This window comes from Scytonema sp. PCC 10023, from assembly GCF_963920835.1.
Taxonomy (GTDB): Bacteria; Cyanobacteriota; Cyanobacteriia; order Cyanobacteriales; family Nostocaceae; genus Kalymmatonema.
The window spans coordinates 1-18,941 of the sequence record NZ_CAWUDP010000042.1; the positions used below are offsets into that span (position 1 = coordinate 1).

General features: G+C 46.1%; 19 protein-coding genes. 13 read left to right on the top strand and 6 right to left on the bottom strand.

Features of this window, described 5'->3' with window-relative positions; genetic code table 11:
• Positions 1–435: 435 nt before the first annotated feature.
• The 4 genes from ACM0OZ_RS24010 to ACM0OZ_RS24025 all read right to left on the bottom strand — a co-directional run bounded on the left by ACM0OZ_RS24010 (position 436) and on the right by ACM0OZ_RS24025 (position 5,872).
• The gene (locus ACM0OZ_RS24010; RefSeq protein WP_414585330.1) at positions 436–1,440 is read right to left on the bottom strand and encodes a hypothetical protein; all 1,005 of its coding nucleotides are present in this window, start codon (positions 1,438–1,440) and stop codon (positions 436–438) included.
• A 252-nt stretch (positions 1,441–1,692) separates the two neighbouring features.
• On the bottom strand, positions 1,693–5,310 hold the full coding sequence (locus ACM0OZ_RS24015; RefSeq protein WP_414585331.1) for a DUF3987 domain-containing protein: 3,618 nt from the start codon (positions 5,308–5,310) through the stop codon (positions 1,693–1,695).
• Between the two features lie 2 nt (positions 5,311–5,312).
• Positions 5,313–5,468, bottom strand: a complete 156-nt coding sequence (locus ACM0OZ_RS24020) for a hypothetical protein (RefSeq protein ID WP_414585332.1) — start codon at positions 5,466–5,468, stop codon at positions 5,313–5,315.
• Between the two features lie 212 nt (positions 5,469–5,680).
• Positions 5,681–5,872, bottom strand: coding sequence for a hypothetical protein (locus ACM0OZ_RS24025; RefSeq protein ID WP_414585333.1), 192 nt, complete (start codon positions 5,870–5,872; stop codon positions 5,681–5,683).
• 540 nt (positions 5,873–6,412) lie between these two features.
• Here ACM0OZ_RS24025 and ACM0OZ_RS24030 point away from each other — a divergent pair.
• Positions 6,413–7,492 carry a hypothetical protein gene (locus ACM0OZ_RS24030; protein WP_414585334.1) on the top strand — a complete coding sequence of 360 codons (1,080 nt, stop codon included), beginning with the start codon at positions 6,413–6,415 and terminating at the stop codon, positions 7,490–7,492.
• A 139-nt stretch (positions 7,493–7,631) separates the two neighbouring features.
• Here ACM0OZ_RS24030 and ACM0OZ_RS24035 read toward each other — a convergent pair whose 3' ends face one another.
• Both ACM0OZ_RS24035 and ACM0OZ_RS24040 read right to left on the bottom strand, forming a co-directional pair.
• The gene (locus ACM0OZ_RS24035; RefSeq protein ID WP_414585335.1) at positions 7,632–8,075 is read right to left on the bottom strand and encodes a hypothetical protein; all 444 of its coding nucleotides are present in this window, start codon (positions 8,073–8,075) and stop codon (positions 7,632–7,634) included.
• 210 nt (positions 8,076–8,285) lie between these two features.
• Positions 8,286–8,573 (bottom strand): hypothetical protein, encoded by a 288-nt coding sequence (locus tag ACM0OZ_RS24040; protein ID WP_414585336.1) that lies wholly within the window; start codon positions 8,571–8,573, stop codon positions 8,286–8,288.
• A gap of 326 nt (positions 8,574–8,899) precedes the next feature.
• Between ACM0OZ_RS24040 and ACM0OZ_RS24045 the strand changes: the two genes are divergently transcribed.
• From ACM0OZ_RS24045 to ACM0OZ_RS24100, 12 genes are all read left to right on the top strand, one after another.
• A complete protein-coding gene (locus ACM0OZ_RS24045; RefSeq protein WP_414585337.1) occupies positions 8,900–9,091 on the top strand; it encodes a hypothetical protein in 192 nt (63 codons plus the stop codon).
• A 215-nt stretch (positions 9,092–9,306) separates the two neighbouring features.
• Positions 9,307–9,882 carry a hypothetical protein gene (locus tag ACM0OZ_RS24050; protein ID WP_414585338.1) on the top strand — a complete coding sequence of 192 codons (576 nt, stop codon included), beginning with the start codon at positions 9,307–9,309 and terminating at the stop codon, positions 9,880–9,882.
• Between the two features lie 276 nt (positions 9,883–10,158).
• Entirely contained in the window at positions 10,159–10,521 is a 363-nt protein-coding gene (gene ssb, locus ACM0OZ_RS24055; RefSeq protein ID WP_041039964.1) for a single-stranded DNA-binding protein, read from the top strand.
• A gap of 9 nt (positions 10,522–10,530) precedes the next feature.
• Positions 10,531–10,842, top strand: a complete 312-nt coding sequence (locus tag ACM0OZ_RS24060) for a single-stranded DNA-binding protein (protein WP_414585339.1) — start codon at positions 10,531–10,533, stop codon at positions 10,840–10,842.
• Positions 10,843–10,894: 52 nt separating this feature from the next.
• Positions 10,895–11,230, top strand: coding sequence for a hypothetical protein (locus ACM0OZ_RS24065; RefSeq protein WP_414585340.1), 336 nt, complete (start codon positions 10,895–10,897; stop codon positions 11,228–11,230).
• A gap of 144 nt (positions 11,231–11,374) precedes the next feature.
• The gene (locus ACM0OZ_RS24070; protein ID WP_414585341.1) at positions 11,375–11,584 is read left to right on the top strand and encodes a hypothetical protein; all 210 of its coding nucleotides are present in this window, start codon (positions 11,375–11,377) and stop codon (positions 11,582–11,584) included.
• Positions 11,585–11,870: 286 nt separating this feature from the next.
• Entirely contained in the window at positions 11,871–12,491 is a 621-nt protein-coding gene (locus ACM0OZ_RS24075) for a recombinase family protein (RefSeq protein ID WP_414585342.1), read from the top strand.
• A gap of 23 nt (positions 12,492–12,514) precedes the next feature.
• Positions 12,515–14,149 (top strand): IS481 family transposase, encoded by a 1,635-nt coding sequence (locus ACM0OZ_RS24080; protein WP_414585403.1) that lies wholly within the window; start codon positions 12,515–12,517, stop codon positions 14,147–14,149.
• Complete coding sequence (locus tag ACM0OZ_RS24085; protein WP_414585343.1) at positions 14,139–15,110, top strand: AAA family ATPase; 972 nt, start codon at positions 14,139–14,141, stop codon at positions 15,108–15,110. Before ACM0OZ_RS24080 ends, ACM0OZ_RS24085 begins: the two co-directional genes overlap by 11 nt.
• A 272-nt stretch (positions 15,111–15,382) precedes the next feature.
• Positions 15,383–17,851: a DEAD/DEAH box helicase gene (locus ACM0OZ_RS24090; protein WP_414585344.1), complete on the top strand. Its 2,469-nt coding sequence runs from the start codon at positions 15,383–15,385 to the stop codon at positions 17,849–17,851.
• 176 nt (positions 17,852–18,027) lie between these two features.
• Positions 18,028–18,417, top strand: coding sequence for a hypothetical protein (locus ACM0OZ_RS24095; RefSeq protein ID WP_414585345.1), 390 nt, complete (start codon positions 18,028–18,030; stop codon positions 18,415–18,417).
• A 109-nt stretch (positions 18,418–18,526) separates the two neighbouring features.
• Positions 18,527–18,883: a DUF6876 family protein gene (locus ACM0OZ_RS24100; RefSeq protein WP_414585346.1), complete on the top strand. Its 357-nt coding sequence runs from the start codon at positions 18,527–18,529 to the stop codon at positions 18,881–18,883.
• The last annotated feature ends 58 nt before the right edge of the window (positions 18,884–18,941 follow it).

The following is an 18,941-nucleotide window of genomic DNA, read 5'->3' on the forward strand; positions in this document are numbered from 1 at the left end:
GATGTTTAAAACCCTGGCTAATTGTCCCCCACCTCCCCCGAAAAAAATCGCTCTCCGGGTAGAGCGATGTAAAAGTTTAGTCAAAAATTTTGACCGGACACTCGCTCGTGCCAATGCCAAGCTCAAGCTTTGTTTTATTCGATTGATGCTCAAACGACTAGCTACTATCTAGAAAAAAGATATCAAATGGGTTCTATAAGTAAAGCTAATTAATCAACTTCAGAGGCAATGCCAACCCTCGTGCCAGAACATGATGTTTACGCTTTGAGCGTTTTTGTAAACCACAGAAGAAACACATGGATGGAACCGATGACCAGCAAGGTTTTCATCAAATCAACAATGCAGGTGTTTCTTGAGGGTGTTGCGGAGGGGGCGATCGCTCCCCGTCAGAGATGCCAGTTTTTGCAACACAACCCTAGGTTTTTCGCGCTCTTTCTAATTTTCTTTGTCACCAAGTCCATAATACTTCTCCAACCATTGCAACAAGCCTTCCTCAACAGGGGTCAAGTAAGTCTGTCGTCCCAAAGACTCCAACACCGTATAAGCACAGCGGTCTAGCATTCCACCAGATCGTAAACGCTTAATGCGTTTGAGGATTTGTGGCAGTTGACGATGTACTTCTGGTGAGTCAATTTTGTTGAGGTTTTCAGGTTTCACGTTTAGGGTAGTATCATGAACGTCAACCTCTACAGTAAAGTCATTGAGTACAGATGCGATCGCCCAACAGCCATTATATTTACGTTCACTACCCTCTAACCTAGTTAAGGTAAACACGTCACCTATTTGGCAAAAATCAGTGGCAAGAGATAAAGGTTTTTCCTTCAGTCGTTCCACAATGCCCTTGACAATACGTCCACTTGGTACTTTACCGCCTGCTTCTTCTACACCCTGCAACCATGCAGCCGCTTGAATCTCTGGTTCAAAATTCGCTTTAGCTAAATCGCGCAACTGACGCTCATTGGTCGGCATAGGAATTTGCCGACCATTGGTCGGCAAAAATTTCTGAATGTTGTCACAGACAACAGCAGCCGCAATCTTCAGGTAAGCAGTGTCGCGACTATAATTGAAGCGAGCGCGGCAGTATTCCTCAAAAGTCTTGTGAGTACTCCGGTATAAGCGCCGTTCCCTCAGTTCCCTCAAAGCACAACCCGCCTCATAAAATGCCCGTTCTATTTTTAGCTCCAACCTGTGGCGGTCAGCTACTTCCTCCTCGGTTAGCTCCTCTAGCACCTCAACTGCAACTACTGCGGTATCAACTGCTGATAATTCAGACAGGGTTGAAAATTCTTCCCTTAGCTTGGGTTCGCCTTCTACCAGTTCACACTCTAAAGGATTAGAGGACGTGGGGACTAAAATTTTGCTACCACTTCTTTTTTGCTGCTTCTTCGCTTTTTTTGCATGAACTTCTTTACCAGGCTTGAATTCCAGTTCTGCAGTCATAATTGATACCTCTTCAAAACTGCTGAAACTTTTGTACGGAGAAACTTCACTCTTAGGGTGCGGTTATTGTCCGTTTTCACGGTCTGAGCGTACTTCCTAACTCTTGGGTCCATCAGCTAGGTTCCGTAGCTGATGTGTGGTTACTACTTGTGAACGTGAACGTAAGCGCACCCTAAGAGTGTCACAAAAGGTGAGAATTGAACACAAGATGCTCTAAAGCAACAAAAGTCGGAGTTTTCAATACGCTCCGACTTAGCTCGATGGTGCTGGTCGGATTTGTCCAACAAATGTGTACCGAGTTCCATCTGTATTAAATAAAGTGAATTGTTGACTAACGCCGACTAAATTGGCAATCCTCACGCAAGCATCAATGAAATATCCACGAATCCACTCTCCAGCCGCTGTTAACACCTCGACTGGCTGGAGCTTGCGGTTGTTTAAGTTGCTAGCTATAGCCGTTGCATTCACATCTTGTTCTGTCTGGGGTGTCGCGTCCGGCAAAGCTGAGTCAGCGGTCATAGCGGCTACTGTTTGAGTAGATGCTTGTAAGAAGTACTCTGGTGCTGACTCACCATCACCTCTTCGAGATGAATCCTTCGGATACGCTTCTCCTAATGAAGAGGCTGCGCCAGCGCGAGCGTCAGTCACGTGCAATGGAGAGAACTTGCCAGGAGAGCCTCCCTCTTGGCAAACTTCGGAGAAACCCGTCTTCTCCTGGGGGAGACCCTCCGCTAACAGTGCTGAGTCACCATCTAATGGCAAGAGCGTTGGTACACTGCCGGACTCAACGAGATGAGGCGCATTATCATTAGAGCGGTCAGCTTCGTCGTGAGCGCGCGGAGCGCAGTGCCGTTCGCTCAGGCGATCGCCTGTTAATTCTATATTTGACAATTCATCAGTTGACAATTGACATCCCGATTGAACAAAAGTGTCAATCGAATCAGTGCCAGTAGCGGTAGGCATTTGAGGAGTTGAATTGACAAATTGACATGACTCTACATCTTCCGCTCCCAATGAGGAATTTAAGTGGCAGCTAGTGAGTTGCTCTGAAGAAAGAGATGCCGCCATAATTGTGTCAACTGAGTCAATTCTGTTGTCAAAAGCAGTATTGGTGGATGTTTGAGCAATTGACACAAGTGTCAAATCTCTGTCAAATTTGTCAATCCCGCTTGGTGGCGCACCATTTGGCACATAGACTAAATTAGATCCTTTATCCTCAATCCGACCCCAACCTGCAGCTGCCATCATTTCCATCAGCCGCCGGATTTCAAAAGTCGGTTTCTTTCGGAAAGCGCGGATGCCACTTTTAAGCATGGAAGCTGTAGCTCCTCCCAGGCGTTCAGCCACCTTCTGGATTTTCAGACCCCAAGACATCAGCCCAGATTCCGGGGAATTTTGAGCATGAATCAATTTATGCTGCCAAAGGAAATAAGCAGCTAGCTCAATTGCTTTTTCCATCGTGTCACCAGAAATAACCTGGCTTGGAGTTTCACCCCTTAAGACAGTATTGACAATGTGTAACCACAGAGCCAACCGCGCTGTGTAAGCTTCAATCTTGGCGTAGACTACCCTAAGTCCATAGGATTCCTCACCAGCTTGGGCATCTACAAGAGAATGTTGCCACGCCTCGAAAAACACAGCCGCCTCTGTGTCTAAAAAGTAATCTTGTTCTGGCACAGAGGCAAGTTTTATGTAAAGCTGACGCAGCGCTTCGGAAATACCAGTATCGGGAGCAGTATTTTCTCCAACTAACCGTAGGTAACGTTTGGGAGACTTAGCAGCACAGAACAGCCACCGGGCAAAATTGCCGTTGTAGTCGTTATGATCCCCCATCATAGCAGCTAAGACTTCCCACTGGATGCTACCCGTGCGTGAAATGGCACTCTTGGGTAAACACACAGATTTTTCTGAGCGGTCGTAAATAATTGCAGACCCGTTGAATTGGTCGAGTTCCTGCTCTTCATCAGCTCCTAAACCACCACGATACTGATTACGGGCTTTGAATAGTCCTGCTAGTTCATCTCGGTAGTACAGCAGCCCCCGTGGATTTTCGCTATGAATCCGCTGCAACGTCTCCAGTGTGCTGTCCTTAGTTAGGTAGCGCTGGCGGACGGGGGAAGTTGGCGGCTCCTCTTGTGAGTCTTCATCCTGCTTTTTGCCTTTACGCCTTGTTTGTAGCTTATTGTATTCAGCCGCTTCTATCTGATAGCGATCATATGCCTCAGCTTCCAGTTGCACCAAGGGGTCAATAATTACCCGTTGTGCCGGAGTTTTTACGGACCCAGATTCAGCTACAATGCTCGTCCACATCACCAGTGGTTGGGTGTACTTACCGGACGGTTTCACAATGACCCGTGCAGCTGACCCAACAACAGAGGCCGCAGTTGCCAGGAGCGTCGTGAATAAAAATTCAGGAGCCGTCGGCATGGCGTTAGCAGTATCAATCAACCGTCGGGCGAACTGAGGTTCGAGCAATCGGGTAAGGTCAAGTTGCTGAGGGCAAGTTTTCAGCAGAGATGAAAGTTTCTGGGTGGCAACTAAAGTATCAGTCTGCAAATCTACTTCATCTGTAAGTAGCTTGGCGAGCTGCTCAATTTGCCGATATGGAAGTCCTACCAAAGCTGCCAAATCCATCAATGCGATCGCTCGCATTGACTGGGAATTATAACTGCCCAAAATTTGTAGAATGCGTTCGCGTAGCGTCTTCGTAGGAGATTCGGGTAGTGCAACATCTGAAACAGGCGGCTTCTTCCCAACACTGGAAACATTACTAAAACCAGGACTTCCAGACGGATTACCAGAACTAGCCAATGAATTTTGATTGAACTTGATATAAGTATTCCAGTACCAAGCCCTAATACAAGTTTCCACACCTGAAGGTGTGCAGCTGGGACCAGGGCGGTCTTTCTCGGCTGACTTCCAGATGGCATCAACTTCTTTGACTGGCAGTGGTGGAGTGCAACGATTAGCGTAGTCCTGCAAAAGTTGCTGTGAATCACCGTCAAACCGCTGACCGATAGTAGTAAGGTGATTGGCAGTACCAATTAAGTCTCGTGCTAGTTTTGCCCCATTGGTATTGCGGACCCCCTTGTTCACCCCAAAGTTAAGCAAAGCGCGAGACTCTTTGGAAAGACAGACTTCGAGCGGTACCGCAACTGGCACTGGCACAGAAATATCTTGATAGCGAGTGTACTGTTGCTCTTGTGGTGACACTTGAGCTAGTAATTGGACTGCTTCAACCTGTGATTCGATTAACTTGGGATGCTGCTGCACTGGAACACACGAGCGCAATTCCTCATAGGTGTACCGAAGACCAGACTGGGAGATAATATTGCAACGTAGCGGCTTTTCCCCGGGCTTGATATGCCATGCACCAGCCAATCGCATCACCCGACTAGGATTTTTGATGGCTCCGTCAGCGCCAGTGTAAGTCAGCAAATCAGTTTGCAACTGCTTCCACTCTTGAACTGGGATAGGTTTTTCAAACACCCAGTAAGAATGGACAGATTTTCGTGTTTGGACTTGAAAGGTTGGTTCTGGTAGTGAGAGCGTTTGCCACAAATCCCGCTGTAATGCTATTTCCAAGTCGTCATGCTCAATGAAAACCGCACGGCAGAGTTGAACATCTTCATCTTTGTGACCACCGCCGTTGATCACAAAATATATGCCATAACCCTGCTGCTGCCAGTGCAAAATTTGTTTGAACTTGAGCTTATCAGCTTTGCGTCCAGTGTTAGGAGCATAACGCAGGTCTTCTTTGGGCAAGAAAGCCCGGACATAAACAGCATCGCCCCGGTGGTATCCCAAAAGCTCTAGCTGCCTAATTGCTTGTGAGGTATCAATTTCAAACGATGAAAATTGTATAGTCATCACTAAGCGCCCTCCTCGTTCAAAGCAGGCATGAGCGCAGAGAAGACAGCTAATGCACGATTACGATATTTAGAGGAACTGGCACGAAATCCGTGTCTCATGCCAGTATCAAGGCTTAGCCAGTCAGAAAAAGCAAAGTTTGCGGATGTCACTTCCATAGAACACGAACTCCGTGAATTTCTTAGTTTACGGAGCCGGGACAGCAGCAAAAGTACAACTCTCTGCGCTTACCTTTTAACGAGAAGTTTGCTAAAGTAAAGTCTATGTTGTTTGGACTTTTTGGACGCAGCGCCAACTGCGTTGACTTTAACAAAGTTCCTTTTTAGGTAAGTCGGGAGAGAACCTTCGCTGTTCTCCTCGGCTTTCTACTTTAAATGCCAGGACAGTTTGGAGTTGCTGAATCTGGAGATAGATATTTCTGTCCCTTGTAATGTTTTCCCGCGTTAAGCCTTGCGGCTATAACGGGTGGGGAATTGCCGCCGAGATGTTGCTTTATATAAGTCCGGCGGTAAAGAGCGTAGGCGTAGCCCGCTGTAGGCATCTCGCTTTTAGTTGTAAACATAGCAGCCCTATGTAGTACTTGGCTAAAGTAACAAACTGACAGTCATGAACAACTGAGCTTGTCAAAATTAGAACTTAGCATTGAAAGATTAGGATATCAAGGGGGTAAAATCTCGTATACGTCGGACTTACGGATAAAATTGTACGCCGGACTCACGGATAAAATTGTACGCCGGACTCACGGATAAAAAGGGACGATATACGCCGGACTCACGGATAAAACTGTACGCCGGACTCACGGATAAAGTTTTACAAGCCATGCTGTGTAAGTCCTAAAAAAATCAACCATAAAAAACTGTACGCCGGACTCACGGATAAAATCATACGCCGGACTCACGGATAAAAAGGAATGATATACGCCGGACTCACGGATAAAACTGTAACCGAGCTCACGGTTAAAAGGCTCAAAATCATACGCCGGACTCACGGATAATGTTGAGATTTGTTACATTTGGCGTCTGCCCGTTTCTAAAATACTGAAGTAACTGCCCCAAGACAGCATACCCTTGATAAAATTTGTTCAAAATAGTGAGGAGTAAGTGTGAACAAAGAAGACACTGCTTTTCCAGTGGACGGACAGCTGCTGATGATATTACCTAGAGCGGGAGCATCTATTAAAAACCCTGATGTGCGACTACCAATTTTCCGTGCTGATGCAGATGGTTATTACCTGGAGATGCGGGTTGCTGCTGATCCCAAAGACAAGTCCGAAGTTGCTGTTACCCGTCGCGTCTCACTAGATAATATTTCTGCACAGGAGTGGGAAGATCTGATTTCTCAATATGCCAATCTAGACTTAACAGCGTGTACAGATCAAGGAATTAGCAAAGGTTTGGAGAAGATTCAAGACCGCCGAGTTCAGCGCTTATTTATGGCATTGTTGACCTTTTTAAATACGAGGCAGGTTGCCATTGTATTATTCCTGTACAAGGAAGCGCGAGAGCAGGGTAACAGTCGTTTAGTTTCTTTTCGTTCTAATGATTTGTTGGAGAGTTTGGGTTATACCCGTGGTCAGGATGGTAGTTTCACAACCAGATTGCGATCGCAGCTTAACCAAGATTTGGTTGCTCTCCACAGAACTGAACTAGTGTTCGCCAAGTCTCTGAAAAAAGGCAACACAATCGGAGCGAAGGTCATTGTCAAGAGTATCCTCCGCATCCGAGATTACGAAATTGATAATTTGCCACGAGACTTCGATTTAGCAAAGGCTGCCGATTACACCTATGAATTAGCAGATGCTTACACGGTGGCGCTGGAATTTTTTGATGGACCAGAGCGAACAGGAGACTATGTGTTGTTTTCAAACAGCGTAGACACCAAGCAGAAGCTGGGGAGTAATGCCAAGCATGACTACAAGATGAAACTGTTGGTTTATCTTGGTAGTCGAATGAAATGGGATACGCTGATTGATGGGCAATATCTGCTGGTTTCTAAGCAATATCTATTCAAGAATCTAGATTTGTTGGGCAGTAACTTATCTAGGAACAATCAAATTTTGTGGCGGACAATAGAGGAACTGCAAGCTGAGGGCTATATCTTAGATGCCCAAGAGCTACCCGGAAAGCGAAAGATGACCAGTATACAGTTTCAAATCAATCCAGAGAAACTACACTGTAACTGAAAAGTGCGCTTTCCGTAAAGACTGACGCATCCCAGCAATTGCATAGATAAATGTCGGGAACTGCTGTTGATCTTACAAATGGTGTGAAAAGTTTGTGTGGATGCGCTTGGAAATCTGATCCGAGGATTCTCAACCAGCGCTAGAAATTTGGTGGTTCAGAGTGAGTATTTTCTGGAAGATTTGATGGACTTGCAAAGCGTTGCGTTTCTAAGAGGGACACAGCACGAGTGGAACGGCTGTGTATCTTTGGATATGGCTTAGTCATAGCAATCGGCAGTGCTAAGACTGTGGCGAAGTACCGACTAAAGTTCAGCACAGGATCAACCGCTGGAGACATCCAGGTAACATACAATCTGCGATGAATCCCAATGACCAGACCAACTTGGCTGGTTACGGCGACAACGCCCTCAATGTAGTCACCATTGGTAGGGCTACTTCCGAATCTTTGGAATCGCCTAATGCTTTGTAGTTGCTCACCATTGGTGACAGTTCCAAATAATTCAGGCTTAAGGGCAATTCTCATCCTTAGCCCCTCCTGAGTACATACGACCCAAATAGGCGGTACAAAGGTGTCAGAAGACATATTACATCCCCATTATGTTTTGTTAATCGACCCTTGGCAGTGCTCTCGTGGATTGGAGCTTACTAAGGAATATCAAAGTGGACAAGACTTTACAGGCAAGATTTGAGCAATTGCACGAATCTTGCCTTTAACAATAAAGCCCTTCCAGGTGAAGGGCAATACTTTAGCCTAAAAAATAGGGTAAATTTTTAGGAGAAATTTTTAGGGTATTTATTCAAGGGCATCCAAAAACTCTTGACTTAGCCCATGCTTCTTGAGAATTGCCTCTGCAATCTTGAGGGCATCAATCTCAGCGAGTCGCTTTTGGTACTTTTCTGGGCAGTTTTCAAAGTCAGGTCCCCAGGATTCCACAGTCTTCTCACTCACGTCAAGCACGTAGGCTAAGAGCTTATTCCAGTTGGCTCTATAGCCCCACTCACCTTTTTGCTTCTTAGCGTACTTCTCGCAAAACTTTTCGGGGTTCAAGGCTTTGGGATTTACAAACAATAGATTTAGCATTGCAATCTTACTCAAGTTTGCCTCCTTTGCCTCTCTCCTAGTTCGAGCTTTTCGGATAAAATACCCTAATATTTAGGGTATAGTAAGAATAACAGCCCTAGTGCAAGTTAACAAGCAATAACCATGATTTATCAATCAGCGTCAGCGTGGTTTTCAGGAACCCCCAAGCCGTTAACGGGTTCGCGCAAGTCCCCACCCTCAATGTACAAAGCGTGGTGTGTATGGCGTGGTGTGCAATGACGAAAGCATCTTTGACTGATGTGGAAAGATTTATCAGGCGATTGCGCGGAGCCCAGTGCTGGAGGCGATCGCATTGTCATCATTGAGTGGCAACAGTGCCGGAGGCGATCGCATTGTCATCATTGAGTGGCAACAGTGCCGGAGGCGATCGCATTGTCATCATTGAGCGGCAAACAAATATTATTCCACCGCTTTTGCAAGGAAAAGAAAGCGAACGGGGGTGGATAGCTCACAAAGCGCGTTGTGAAGCTACGAGTATTTGGCGACCGCCGCTATAGCGGTGATTACACAACTCGCATTACCTATCCACACTGTTCAATTGAGAAAACGCAAGTTGAACAGGAAGGACAATTAAGTTTACCCATTCCTGAACTAAGACTACTTTCACCCTCTACTAATCCTGTAGTATTGACACTCCCCATGCCTACAAGGCGACAGAAATCAAAGATGTGTTCACACACAACGATGATTGCAATAATTGAGGAACACAAATATGACCTTCAATAAATTTAGCCAAGTTAGAGCCAGTACACTTGAAGCACTGCGTTCGCACTGCCAAAGTTTAATACCAAAAATGACACGAGACGTTAGTAAATACGCTCCTGGTCGCTATCGCCTCTGGCTATTCCACGAAGCTTTGCTATCTCGACATCGCATTATCGCCGCGCATTTTGACCAGCGCTTGTGGGATTTTTGCCAGCGCATCTATCCTGGTTCTAACATTGCCTTACTCACCTTCGGCGGAGAAACGCAAGGCATTAGCAGTAAAGGAACTATAGCTTTGCATAGAGATGATACTTATGCAATAGAACGCGCCTGTGGTGTCAATCTAGGTACTGCTACCTTTATCTACAACACTGATAGGAAAAGTAACAATCCAAACGCTTCAAGCATTCAAAAATTGCAGCTTAATGATGGCGATATCTATAGCTTCAATTGCAAACATCAGCATGGAGTTTTGGAACATTCTGCTGAACGGTTCAGCCTTAATATCTGGACTGTGCGAAAGGACTTAGATAAATACCCAGCCTTTGCATTACATCCAAAAATCCAGCAGTTACTGAGATAGCCATGTAAACCAAAATAACCAATCACTCCCCTTTATGGGGAGTTTGATTTTGAGGGTTACAACTGGCGCATCTAGTTATTTGTTTTTAATAAAAACACCGTGTCAATTATTTTGGCTCACGCCAAAGCATTATTGATATTTCATTTTAGTGACATGGGAAAAACATCCACTACTACTAACCCGGCACCCACCGATGACTCGCTGCCAATATCGGATACAAAGGCAGTAGAGGCAACAGAGCCAGCAGTTGAGGAGATAATCGCACCTACACCTCAAATCCTCACCCTCAACTGTGTCAACTTGATTGGTCGGGTTGGTGCAAACATAGAAATTCGCTTCTTTGAGTCGGGGAGCGCCAAAGCAACTTTATCACTGGCGGTGCGACGGCGGGCTAAGGACGCGCCCCCAGATTGGTTCAATATCGAATTGTGGGGAAAGACAGCAGAAATTGCCGCCAACTACGTCCGTAAAGGCGACCAAATTGGTGTAAGTGGCTACCTAAAGATTGAAACCTGGAATGACTGCACTACAGACGCTCTACGTTCCAAACCTATTGTTAATGCCAATCAGTTACACCTGCTAGGGTCTAAACAAGACAGACTCCAAGTAGAAGATAACACTAATCTTGACACTTTTTAGGAATCATCTATGAATGACTGCACAATAGCAATCACGGTAGTTGCTACTCCTGAATACCGACACACCCGCGACGGCGACCACATCGCTCAGTGCTTGGGGGAATTCTACAGTCCTCACCACCATGAGAAGGAAGTACCACCCCCTCCCTCAACCATCAAAGTGGTGGCGTGGGGTGAAAACCTCGCTACGCAGCTAAGTAGTTTGCGCTCCGCACAGCAATGCGTAATCCAGGGACGGCTTTCTATGAACACCATAGAACGTCCAGAAGGGTTCAAAGAAAAGATAGCCGAGTTGATAGCGCAGAGAATCATCCCGTTGTAGGTTTGTGGAATAACGCCTTTCCGCACCTGAGCGGAAAGGTCGTTCTTTTTTGATGGCTCACGCCACGGAGATAGTGAAATTTATCTTTACTACTGTTTTGAAAACTATCACAATCAAATTCAATCACGCCGAAGCCGAACTGCCCAAATACACTTTCGGCTCGCGGGTTGCAATTACCAGCTACTGCCAACCAAAAGAATGGGCAACGGGCAAAATTACCGGTTTGCGACTCGATGAGTATTCTGCAAGTACCTGGAATTACACGGTCAATCTAGATTCTCCACAAGGATACTGCGAAGAATGGGCTGAAGAGGATTTGGTCGCAGAAAATGAAGTTCCCGCGCGACAGCAGGAGTGGGAACAAACCAGATCCTGCGATGCCGTTTGATGAAGATGGTGTGCAATTAGTGTAGCGGTGTTTTGTGAAATTGACGGTGTTGGGTGGCTATACATGCTCCTAACGCTGTCGGTTTTTTTGATATTGCTGCCTCACAGCAGGGAGGGGAGGAAATTTAGGTTTACGCAGATTGTCATGAGTCAATCAGAATTCTCCAAACCCGACTACGCTGCTCTCGTTAAAGCGGTGTCTCATTCCTCACCCACGCCACCAGACTGGCTTGCAGTTGGACAGCAAATTTACTCTCCCAGTTATGGCTTTGGTCAAGTGATTGGGGTGTTGGGTTCTCGGCTAGTTGTAGCGAACTGCAAACATCCAGCGATAAAACTGCAAACAAGGCGATGAGCGAAACCACATTCTCTGCAAATAAGAGGGGTCTCAAAACCACATTCTGTGCAAATGAAACTGCAAACATAATTTTCAAACCGCAAACAAGGGTTTTCAAACCACATTAACTGCAAATAAGCCGTAACCCATGCTGTGATTGAGGTACAGAATTTATCGCCTCAAAAATGTCCAATTTATACGAACTTTTTCACCAAACATATATGTACGCTTTTCGTGGTTTAATTTGAATTATATCCGTTCGATTAAATACGAATCGCTGTTTCAACCGACAGCGAGTATGTCTATGGTTATTTACGCTTACCTAAGAGTATCCACCGACCATCAAGACCTACATAACCAGCGACATGGCATTTTGGAATATGCCAACATACACGCTTTGAGTCCCATCCAATTTGTAGAGGATACTGTTTCCGGACGGGAGAAATGGGAGTCGCGAGGCATAGGACTGCTACTGACAGAAACAGCGCAAGCAACTGACGTAGTAATTTTTTCAGAAGTCAGCCGTATGGCACGCTCCACATTACAAGTGTTGGAAATGCTGGAATGTTGTGTGCGTAGAGGAATTAATGTCCATATTGCCAAACAAGGTATGGTACTGGATGGCTCAATGCAAAGCCGAATCACAGCAACAGTTTTGGGCTTGGCGGCAGAAATCGAACGGGAGTTAATTGTACTCAGAACAACCGAAGCACTAGCCAAACGCAAAGCTGAGGGGAAAGTGTTGGGGCGACCGAAAGGACGAAAATCTGCACATTTAAAGTTGGATGCTCATGAAGCAAAGATTCGCAGCTACCTGAACAAAGGTATTAGCAAACGCTCAATTGCCAAACTCGTCGATTGTTCCCCTTCCACCCTCTATGACTGGTTAGAGAAACGACACCTTCATCCGTACCATACTGGGTGAGGTGGATTTTGTCCAAGAAACAAATACCATCAGAAGCAATTGTAGACCTGCGTCGCCGTCTAGACCAACTGCCACCGCGTAGTGCTGAACGTCGGTTACTAGTTGAAGAAATAGCCCGATTATATGGCATCTCGTCCGATACTGTGTATCGAGCGTTACGAGAGCGTCAACAAGTAAGGTCAGTACGACGAGTTGATTGTGGTGTACCGCGTGTCATCCCCAAAACATCTCTAGAGCACTATTGTACTTTGATTGCTGCCATTAAAATACGTACCTCTAACCGCAAAGGTCGTCACTTATCGACGGTGGAAGCTATTCGCCTGTTAGAAGAACACGGCATCAACACTCCAGATGGTCAAGTCCAAGCTCCAGCAGGGTTATTGAAAGCAACTACCGTCAATCGTTATCTCAAAAAATGGGGCTATGACCGCGATACCCTCATACGACAGCCACCTGCTGTTCGCTTTCAAGCCGAGTGCAGCAACCAATGTTGGCACTTTGACCTTAGCCCATCAGACCTCAAGCACGTAAAATCACCAGTCTGGATAGAACCAGGACGCGGACATCCCTTGTTGATGCTTTATAGTGTCGTCGATGACCGTAGTGGTGTTGCATACCAAGAGTACCACGGAGTCTATGGCGAAGACGTAGAAGCAGCACTACGGTTTCTGTTTGCAGCCATGTCGCCCAAGTCGGAAATCGACTTTCCCTTTCAAGGCATTCCAAAAATGCTGTACATGGACAATGGACCCATTGCCAAAAGCTTAGTGTTTCAAAAAGTTATGGGCTACTTGGGAATTGAAGTACGTACTCACCTGCCGAACGGCAAAGATGGACGAAGGGTAACGGCTCGTTCCAAAGGTAAGGTGGAACGACCATTTCGTACTGTCAAAGAAATGCACGAAACTCTCTACCACTTGCATGAACCGGAGACAGAAGCCGAAGCTAACGCATGGTTGATGCGCTTTTTGCTCCATTACAATAGCCGACCACATCGCAGCGAACCCCATTCCCGGATTGAAGATTGGGTAGCAAGCTTGCCCGACAATGGAATTAGGGAGATGTGTAATTGGGAACGTTTCTGTACTTTTGCGCGGGAACCAGAACGAAGGAAAGTAGGAATTGATGCTCGCGTTACTGTTGAAGGGGTTGCTTATGAGGTTGAACCGGATTTAGCAGGAGAGACAGTAGTTCTCTGGTGGGGTTTGTTCGATAACGAACTATACGTAGAACATCTAGAAAAGCGTTACGGTCCTTACATTCCTGTTGGTGGACCAATACCGTTGCATCGCTACCGAAGTTTCAAAAAAACACGAACCCAGAAGCGGGCTGACCAAATTGAGTCTTTAGCTAAACAGCTGTCTTTGCCACTCTCCGCCATTGGTAAGATAAATCTGGCTGATCCTGAACCGAGTATTGTTGAATTTAAGGTGCAATCTTTTGTTGACCCTGACCCGTTTCAAGAACTGACTTATCCCACAGTTATTGCTGCAAAACAGGCAATTGCCGAGTATTTGGCACGACCGTTAGCTAAACTTACTGAAGTACAGATGTCTTATATTAACGCGACTTTAGACAGCACTCTAAATAAACAAGTGGTGATGGAAAAAATTCGAGATTTCTTTAATCCCTTACCAGGAAGTCACCATGCTGAGTGATGTGATGAATTATTTTGGTCTCAAACGTACCTTGGAATATGTGGGGTATTTTGAGACTGAAGAACAAACGCATCTGTTCAAAGAACTTAAACCCCAAATTCGGCAAGGTCGGTTAATTGCTATATCAGGGGTTGTTGGCTGTGGTAAAACGACTACTTTGCAGCGGTTGCAATTAGAATTAGCCTCTGAAAAAGACATTATTATTTCCAAGAGCCTTGCAGTTGACGAAGATAAGGTTAACTTGGGAACTTTAATGGCTGCATTGTTCTGCGATTTAGCTACAGAAAAAGATGCCAAACCACCAACTCAACCCGAACAACGCGAACGCAAGCTGTTGGCATTGATTCAGAAATGCCGTAAACCAGTTGTATTGCTAGTGGATGAAGCCCACGACCTTCACAACAGTACGTTAATAAAAATTAAACGGTTGATTGAATTGGTACGCCTTCAAGGTAGTACTTTATCGATATTGCTGGTGGGGCATCCCAAGCTGAAAAATGATTTGCGCCGACCATCTTTGGAAGAAATTGGTGCAAGGACAACTGTGTTTAGCCTAGAAGGTATCCGAGGACACCAGTCAGAGTTTATTAAGTGGCTTTTAGGTGAATGTATTCACGACGACTATTTGGTATCTGATTTGGTGACTGATGAGGCAATTGCATTTTTGGCGGAGCGATTGACAACTCCGTTACAAATCGAACATTACTTAAAGCTGGCATTTGAAGAAGGTTACAAGGTTGGGACAAAACCAATTACTTTGGGAGTGATTGAATCCGTTTTAGCTCATTCCATCAATGATTTGGAACCTCGCTTAATTCGGCATGGTTATAACGCCAAGGTATTAGCTGAATTGTTGAATGTACGTATGGCAGAGGTGAACTCTTTTTTACACGGTCAATTGCCTCCCGGTCGAACTCAAGATTTGAGAGACCAAATGCTCAAAATGGGAATTCCTTGTTAAAGAAGCAAAAAAACGGGAAATATCTTGTACAGTATTTTCTTGTTTTATCAGTGTCCAATTTATATATAAAGAAATATACGTATATGTCTGGTGAAAAAGTTCGTATAAATTGGACATTTTTGAGGCGATAAATTCTGTACCCCAATCACAGCATGGGTTACGGCTTATTTGCAGTTAATGTGGTTTGAAAACCCTTGTTTGCGGTTTGAAAATTATGTTTGCAGTTTCATTTGCACAGAATGTGGTTTTGAGACCCCTCTTATTTGCAGAGAATGTGGTTTCGCTCATCGCCTTGTTTGCAGTTTTATCGCTGGATGTTTGCAGTTCGCTACATGTACCCGCTGCCCGACGACCTGCCTACTGCACTCAGAACTGCACTCTCGCGCATTGGTATCAGCCAGATTTACTCGCATCAACTAGAATCTTTGACAGCACTGCGTTCTGGCAAGGATATCTCCATCCTGACTCCAACCGCCAGCGGCAAGACCTGGTGCTTCAACATAGCTGTGCTGGAATCATGCCTTACCAGCAATGCAACTGCATTGTACCTGTACCCGCTTAAGGCACTGGCAGTTGACCAAGTTGGCAAACTGCGATCGCTTGTTTCCCAACTACCCCAAGACGCACAAATTAAGGTAGGCTTGATGACAGGCGATACCTCAATAGCAGAACGGCAGCGGCTGTTTAGTCCTGTACCGCCCCAGATTTTGGGAGTCAGCCCCGACCTGCTGCACTACCAGCTTTACAATGTGCGGAAGAAAGACGAAGGAGAGTTGTTTCGGGAGTTCTTGCGGCGCTTGCGCTACGTAGTCATCGACGAATCTCATACTTATGTGGCGACGTTTGGTGCCAATTTCACCAACCTCATGCGACGGCTACGGGTTGCAGTTGATACTGTTGGTGGGGACTCAAATTGTTTGCAATGGGTTTTCAGCAGTGCCACAATTGGCAATCCGGCTGAAATGGCACTGCGCTTTTCCGGGCGGGAGACGACACCAGAGCGGTTGCAGTTGATTGAGCGCAGCGGGGCTTTCATTGCAGGACGGACAACTCTGTGTCTGAAGCCCAGCAGCACTGCCAATCCCGATGCTGCCAAAATTATCCTCGGAATGCTGCAAAAGGAACTCACGGGGATTTGTTTCTGTAACAATCGCTCTGCGGTTAAGAGTCTGTTGAGCATAGTCAAGCAAGAAGCTCGCAAAGAGGGGTGTTCGCACCTTGCCGAAGGAGTGGCTATCTTCTACGGTTCACTCCGAAGCGATCGCCGCAGTGACATCATAGGGCAGTTGCAGTCAGGTAAGATTCGGTGGCTTCTGAGTACGTCTGCTCTTGAAGCTGGGCTGGACTTGCCAGAGTTGGATTGCTGCTTGGTGCGCGGCTGGCCCGGAAGTTTAATGTCGTTCAGGCAGCGAATCGGTCGCGCTGGTCGGCGAAATCCTGGGCTAGTCATCTTCCTGCCAGTAGCTCAAAGCCCTCTGGATAACTATTACAGCACCAACCCCGATGTACTCCTGCACTCAATAGCTGAGAGCGCTAGTTTCAATCCCGATTATCCCATACTGCTGGGCAAGCACCTGATGGCAGCTGCTGTGGAAAGCGGCATTCCCATCGCTATGCTAACTCATTACTTTGGGGAACGAGCGGCTGCTGTAGCTGATGCCCTCATGAACCAGAATCAACTGTTTCTCAGCCGAAACGGACAACTTTGGGGACGGGGCTATCCCCATAAGGAAATCAATTTGCGCGGGAACGCAGCCGCCAGTGTTAAGTTGATTGACAACGGCATCGGCGAGGACTTTGAGGAAATGTCACTGGATATGGCTTTCCGAGAGGTATTTCCCGGCGCTATCTACAGCGCTCAGGACGGCGATGGTGAGATTATCAAATACAAATCGACCGCGCTGGATGTCAGCCAACGAATAGCCATCCTCAACCGAATCGATTCCAAAAGCAACACTTTCACCATAGCTGAGACTGAGCTGGATATTGAGATGCTCGAACCGCTGGCGGATCCCAAAACAGTCGCGCTTTCTATCCCCAAAGGTGAATTAAAACTAATTTTGGGCTGGGGTGAAATTACATCATCGGTGACTGGCTACAAACTATGCGTCAAACAGTACGAACTAACTTGCACTTCTTCGGGATGTCGCAATTATCACCGTCTCGTCTCTGGCAAGTCCTGTATGTATTGCGGTACTCGCCTCAAGAACGTCGAACTCGTGACCGTCATCGACGAAATAGCGTTTGAGAAGCCCTACTGCACCCAGTACAAAACACCCATCGTAAAGGTGGAAATCAACGACGAGACTAAACAGGTAATTTCAACCCAAGTCCGACAGATCAAGGAACAAGTTCTTTGTTCTAACTGCCAAAGCATTCCGTCCGCCTACGCTGCATTATGGGAAGCTGCTGCTGACTCTATCGCCCTCCACAGCATGGGTCATCAAATGATATTTGCTGTGCCGCTCGTCATCCTCAGTTCCAGCCTCGATTTGAACTACATTGTTGTTGATGAAAGCGAAACTGTGGGCTACTTCTACGATGCGGTAGATGGAGGAAATGGCTGTAGCGAAGCGATATTCCATCAGTTTCAGAAGTTTGCTCATAGCGCTGCATTGCTCTCAAAAGCTTGTAGCTGTGAAGCTGGCTGTCCCAAGTGCTTGCAATTGCACGGATGTCCGCAAGGCAACACGGCGCTCAATAAAACAGTCGGGCTGACGCTGCTGGAAGCGATAGCGTAGCGCTGCTGCCAAAGGCAGATTGCAACCGACTAAACCAAAAAACCAAGTGTGAGTATTTTCGCATCACCTGTTTCTCCCCATAACGACATGAGCCGAAATTTTGGCTCATGTTGTTTTTTTGGGATTAGGCTCACGCCTTAAGGCAAATGAAATGTATCAATTACCCCAGAGGTTCAATGGCTAAGACAAAAGATATGTCTCCAGAAAATAGGGTCAATATAGTGACAGAAAAGTTGATTGCAGCTTCACGCAAAGCTGTTCAATCAGCAACGCCAGTTGAGGCACTGGCAATTTGGAAATTCATCAAAACTCAACAGTTAAGGCGCATTCCCGGACTGACTTCGGAGCAGGTGCAAAGCTTGGTAGAAACTCAGGCTAAAGAGTTAGGCGCTGATTGTATTGTGTCAGCTTTCTTAACATCTACTAACACGCTTTTAACGGAGGTAGAAAATAACTCTCCCGATACTGGCTCATTACCAACATCACCAGCAGATTCCAATGTAGAAGGCGCTGGAGGTGCTAACGGAACCAAAGCAAAAACCGCAATCGGTAGTAAGTCTAAATAAACCTTTTACTTCCCCCAACTCCTAAAAACAACTTTTCCGCGTTTTGGCGGGAGAGCTGTTTTTTGTCATGGCTCATGGCATTTCATACCAACTTTATTTAACACTGAAAATGACACTAAAGCAAACAGACCTTGACCAGTTTACAAGTTCAGAATCACTGTACAAACATTCACTGGGGTTGCTTTACACCTGCGGAGTAAGATATCTAGCCACTGCTGGCAACGCCTACTGGCTAATTGATGCCATTGCTTCCCATCAAACCAACAAGCTGCTTGCGCTGCCCGACTTGCGGGACTTCCAAATTTGGCGATTGGTCGTTAATGATAACAAATCTGCCACATTAATTTGTGAACGGGATACAGATTTGGAAATCTTACGGCAGGAGATTGAGTACACCGATTTTCCATTGCCTTGCATCAAACTTTATGTTGTTGAAAAGGTGTTAATGCTGCCCTCGGAATATTAGCTTTTGTGTTGGATGAAAGACATAGTAAAACGGTTTCTCAAACTATTCAAAGAAGCTG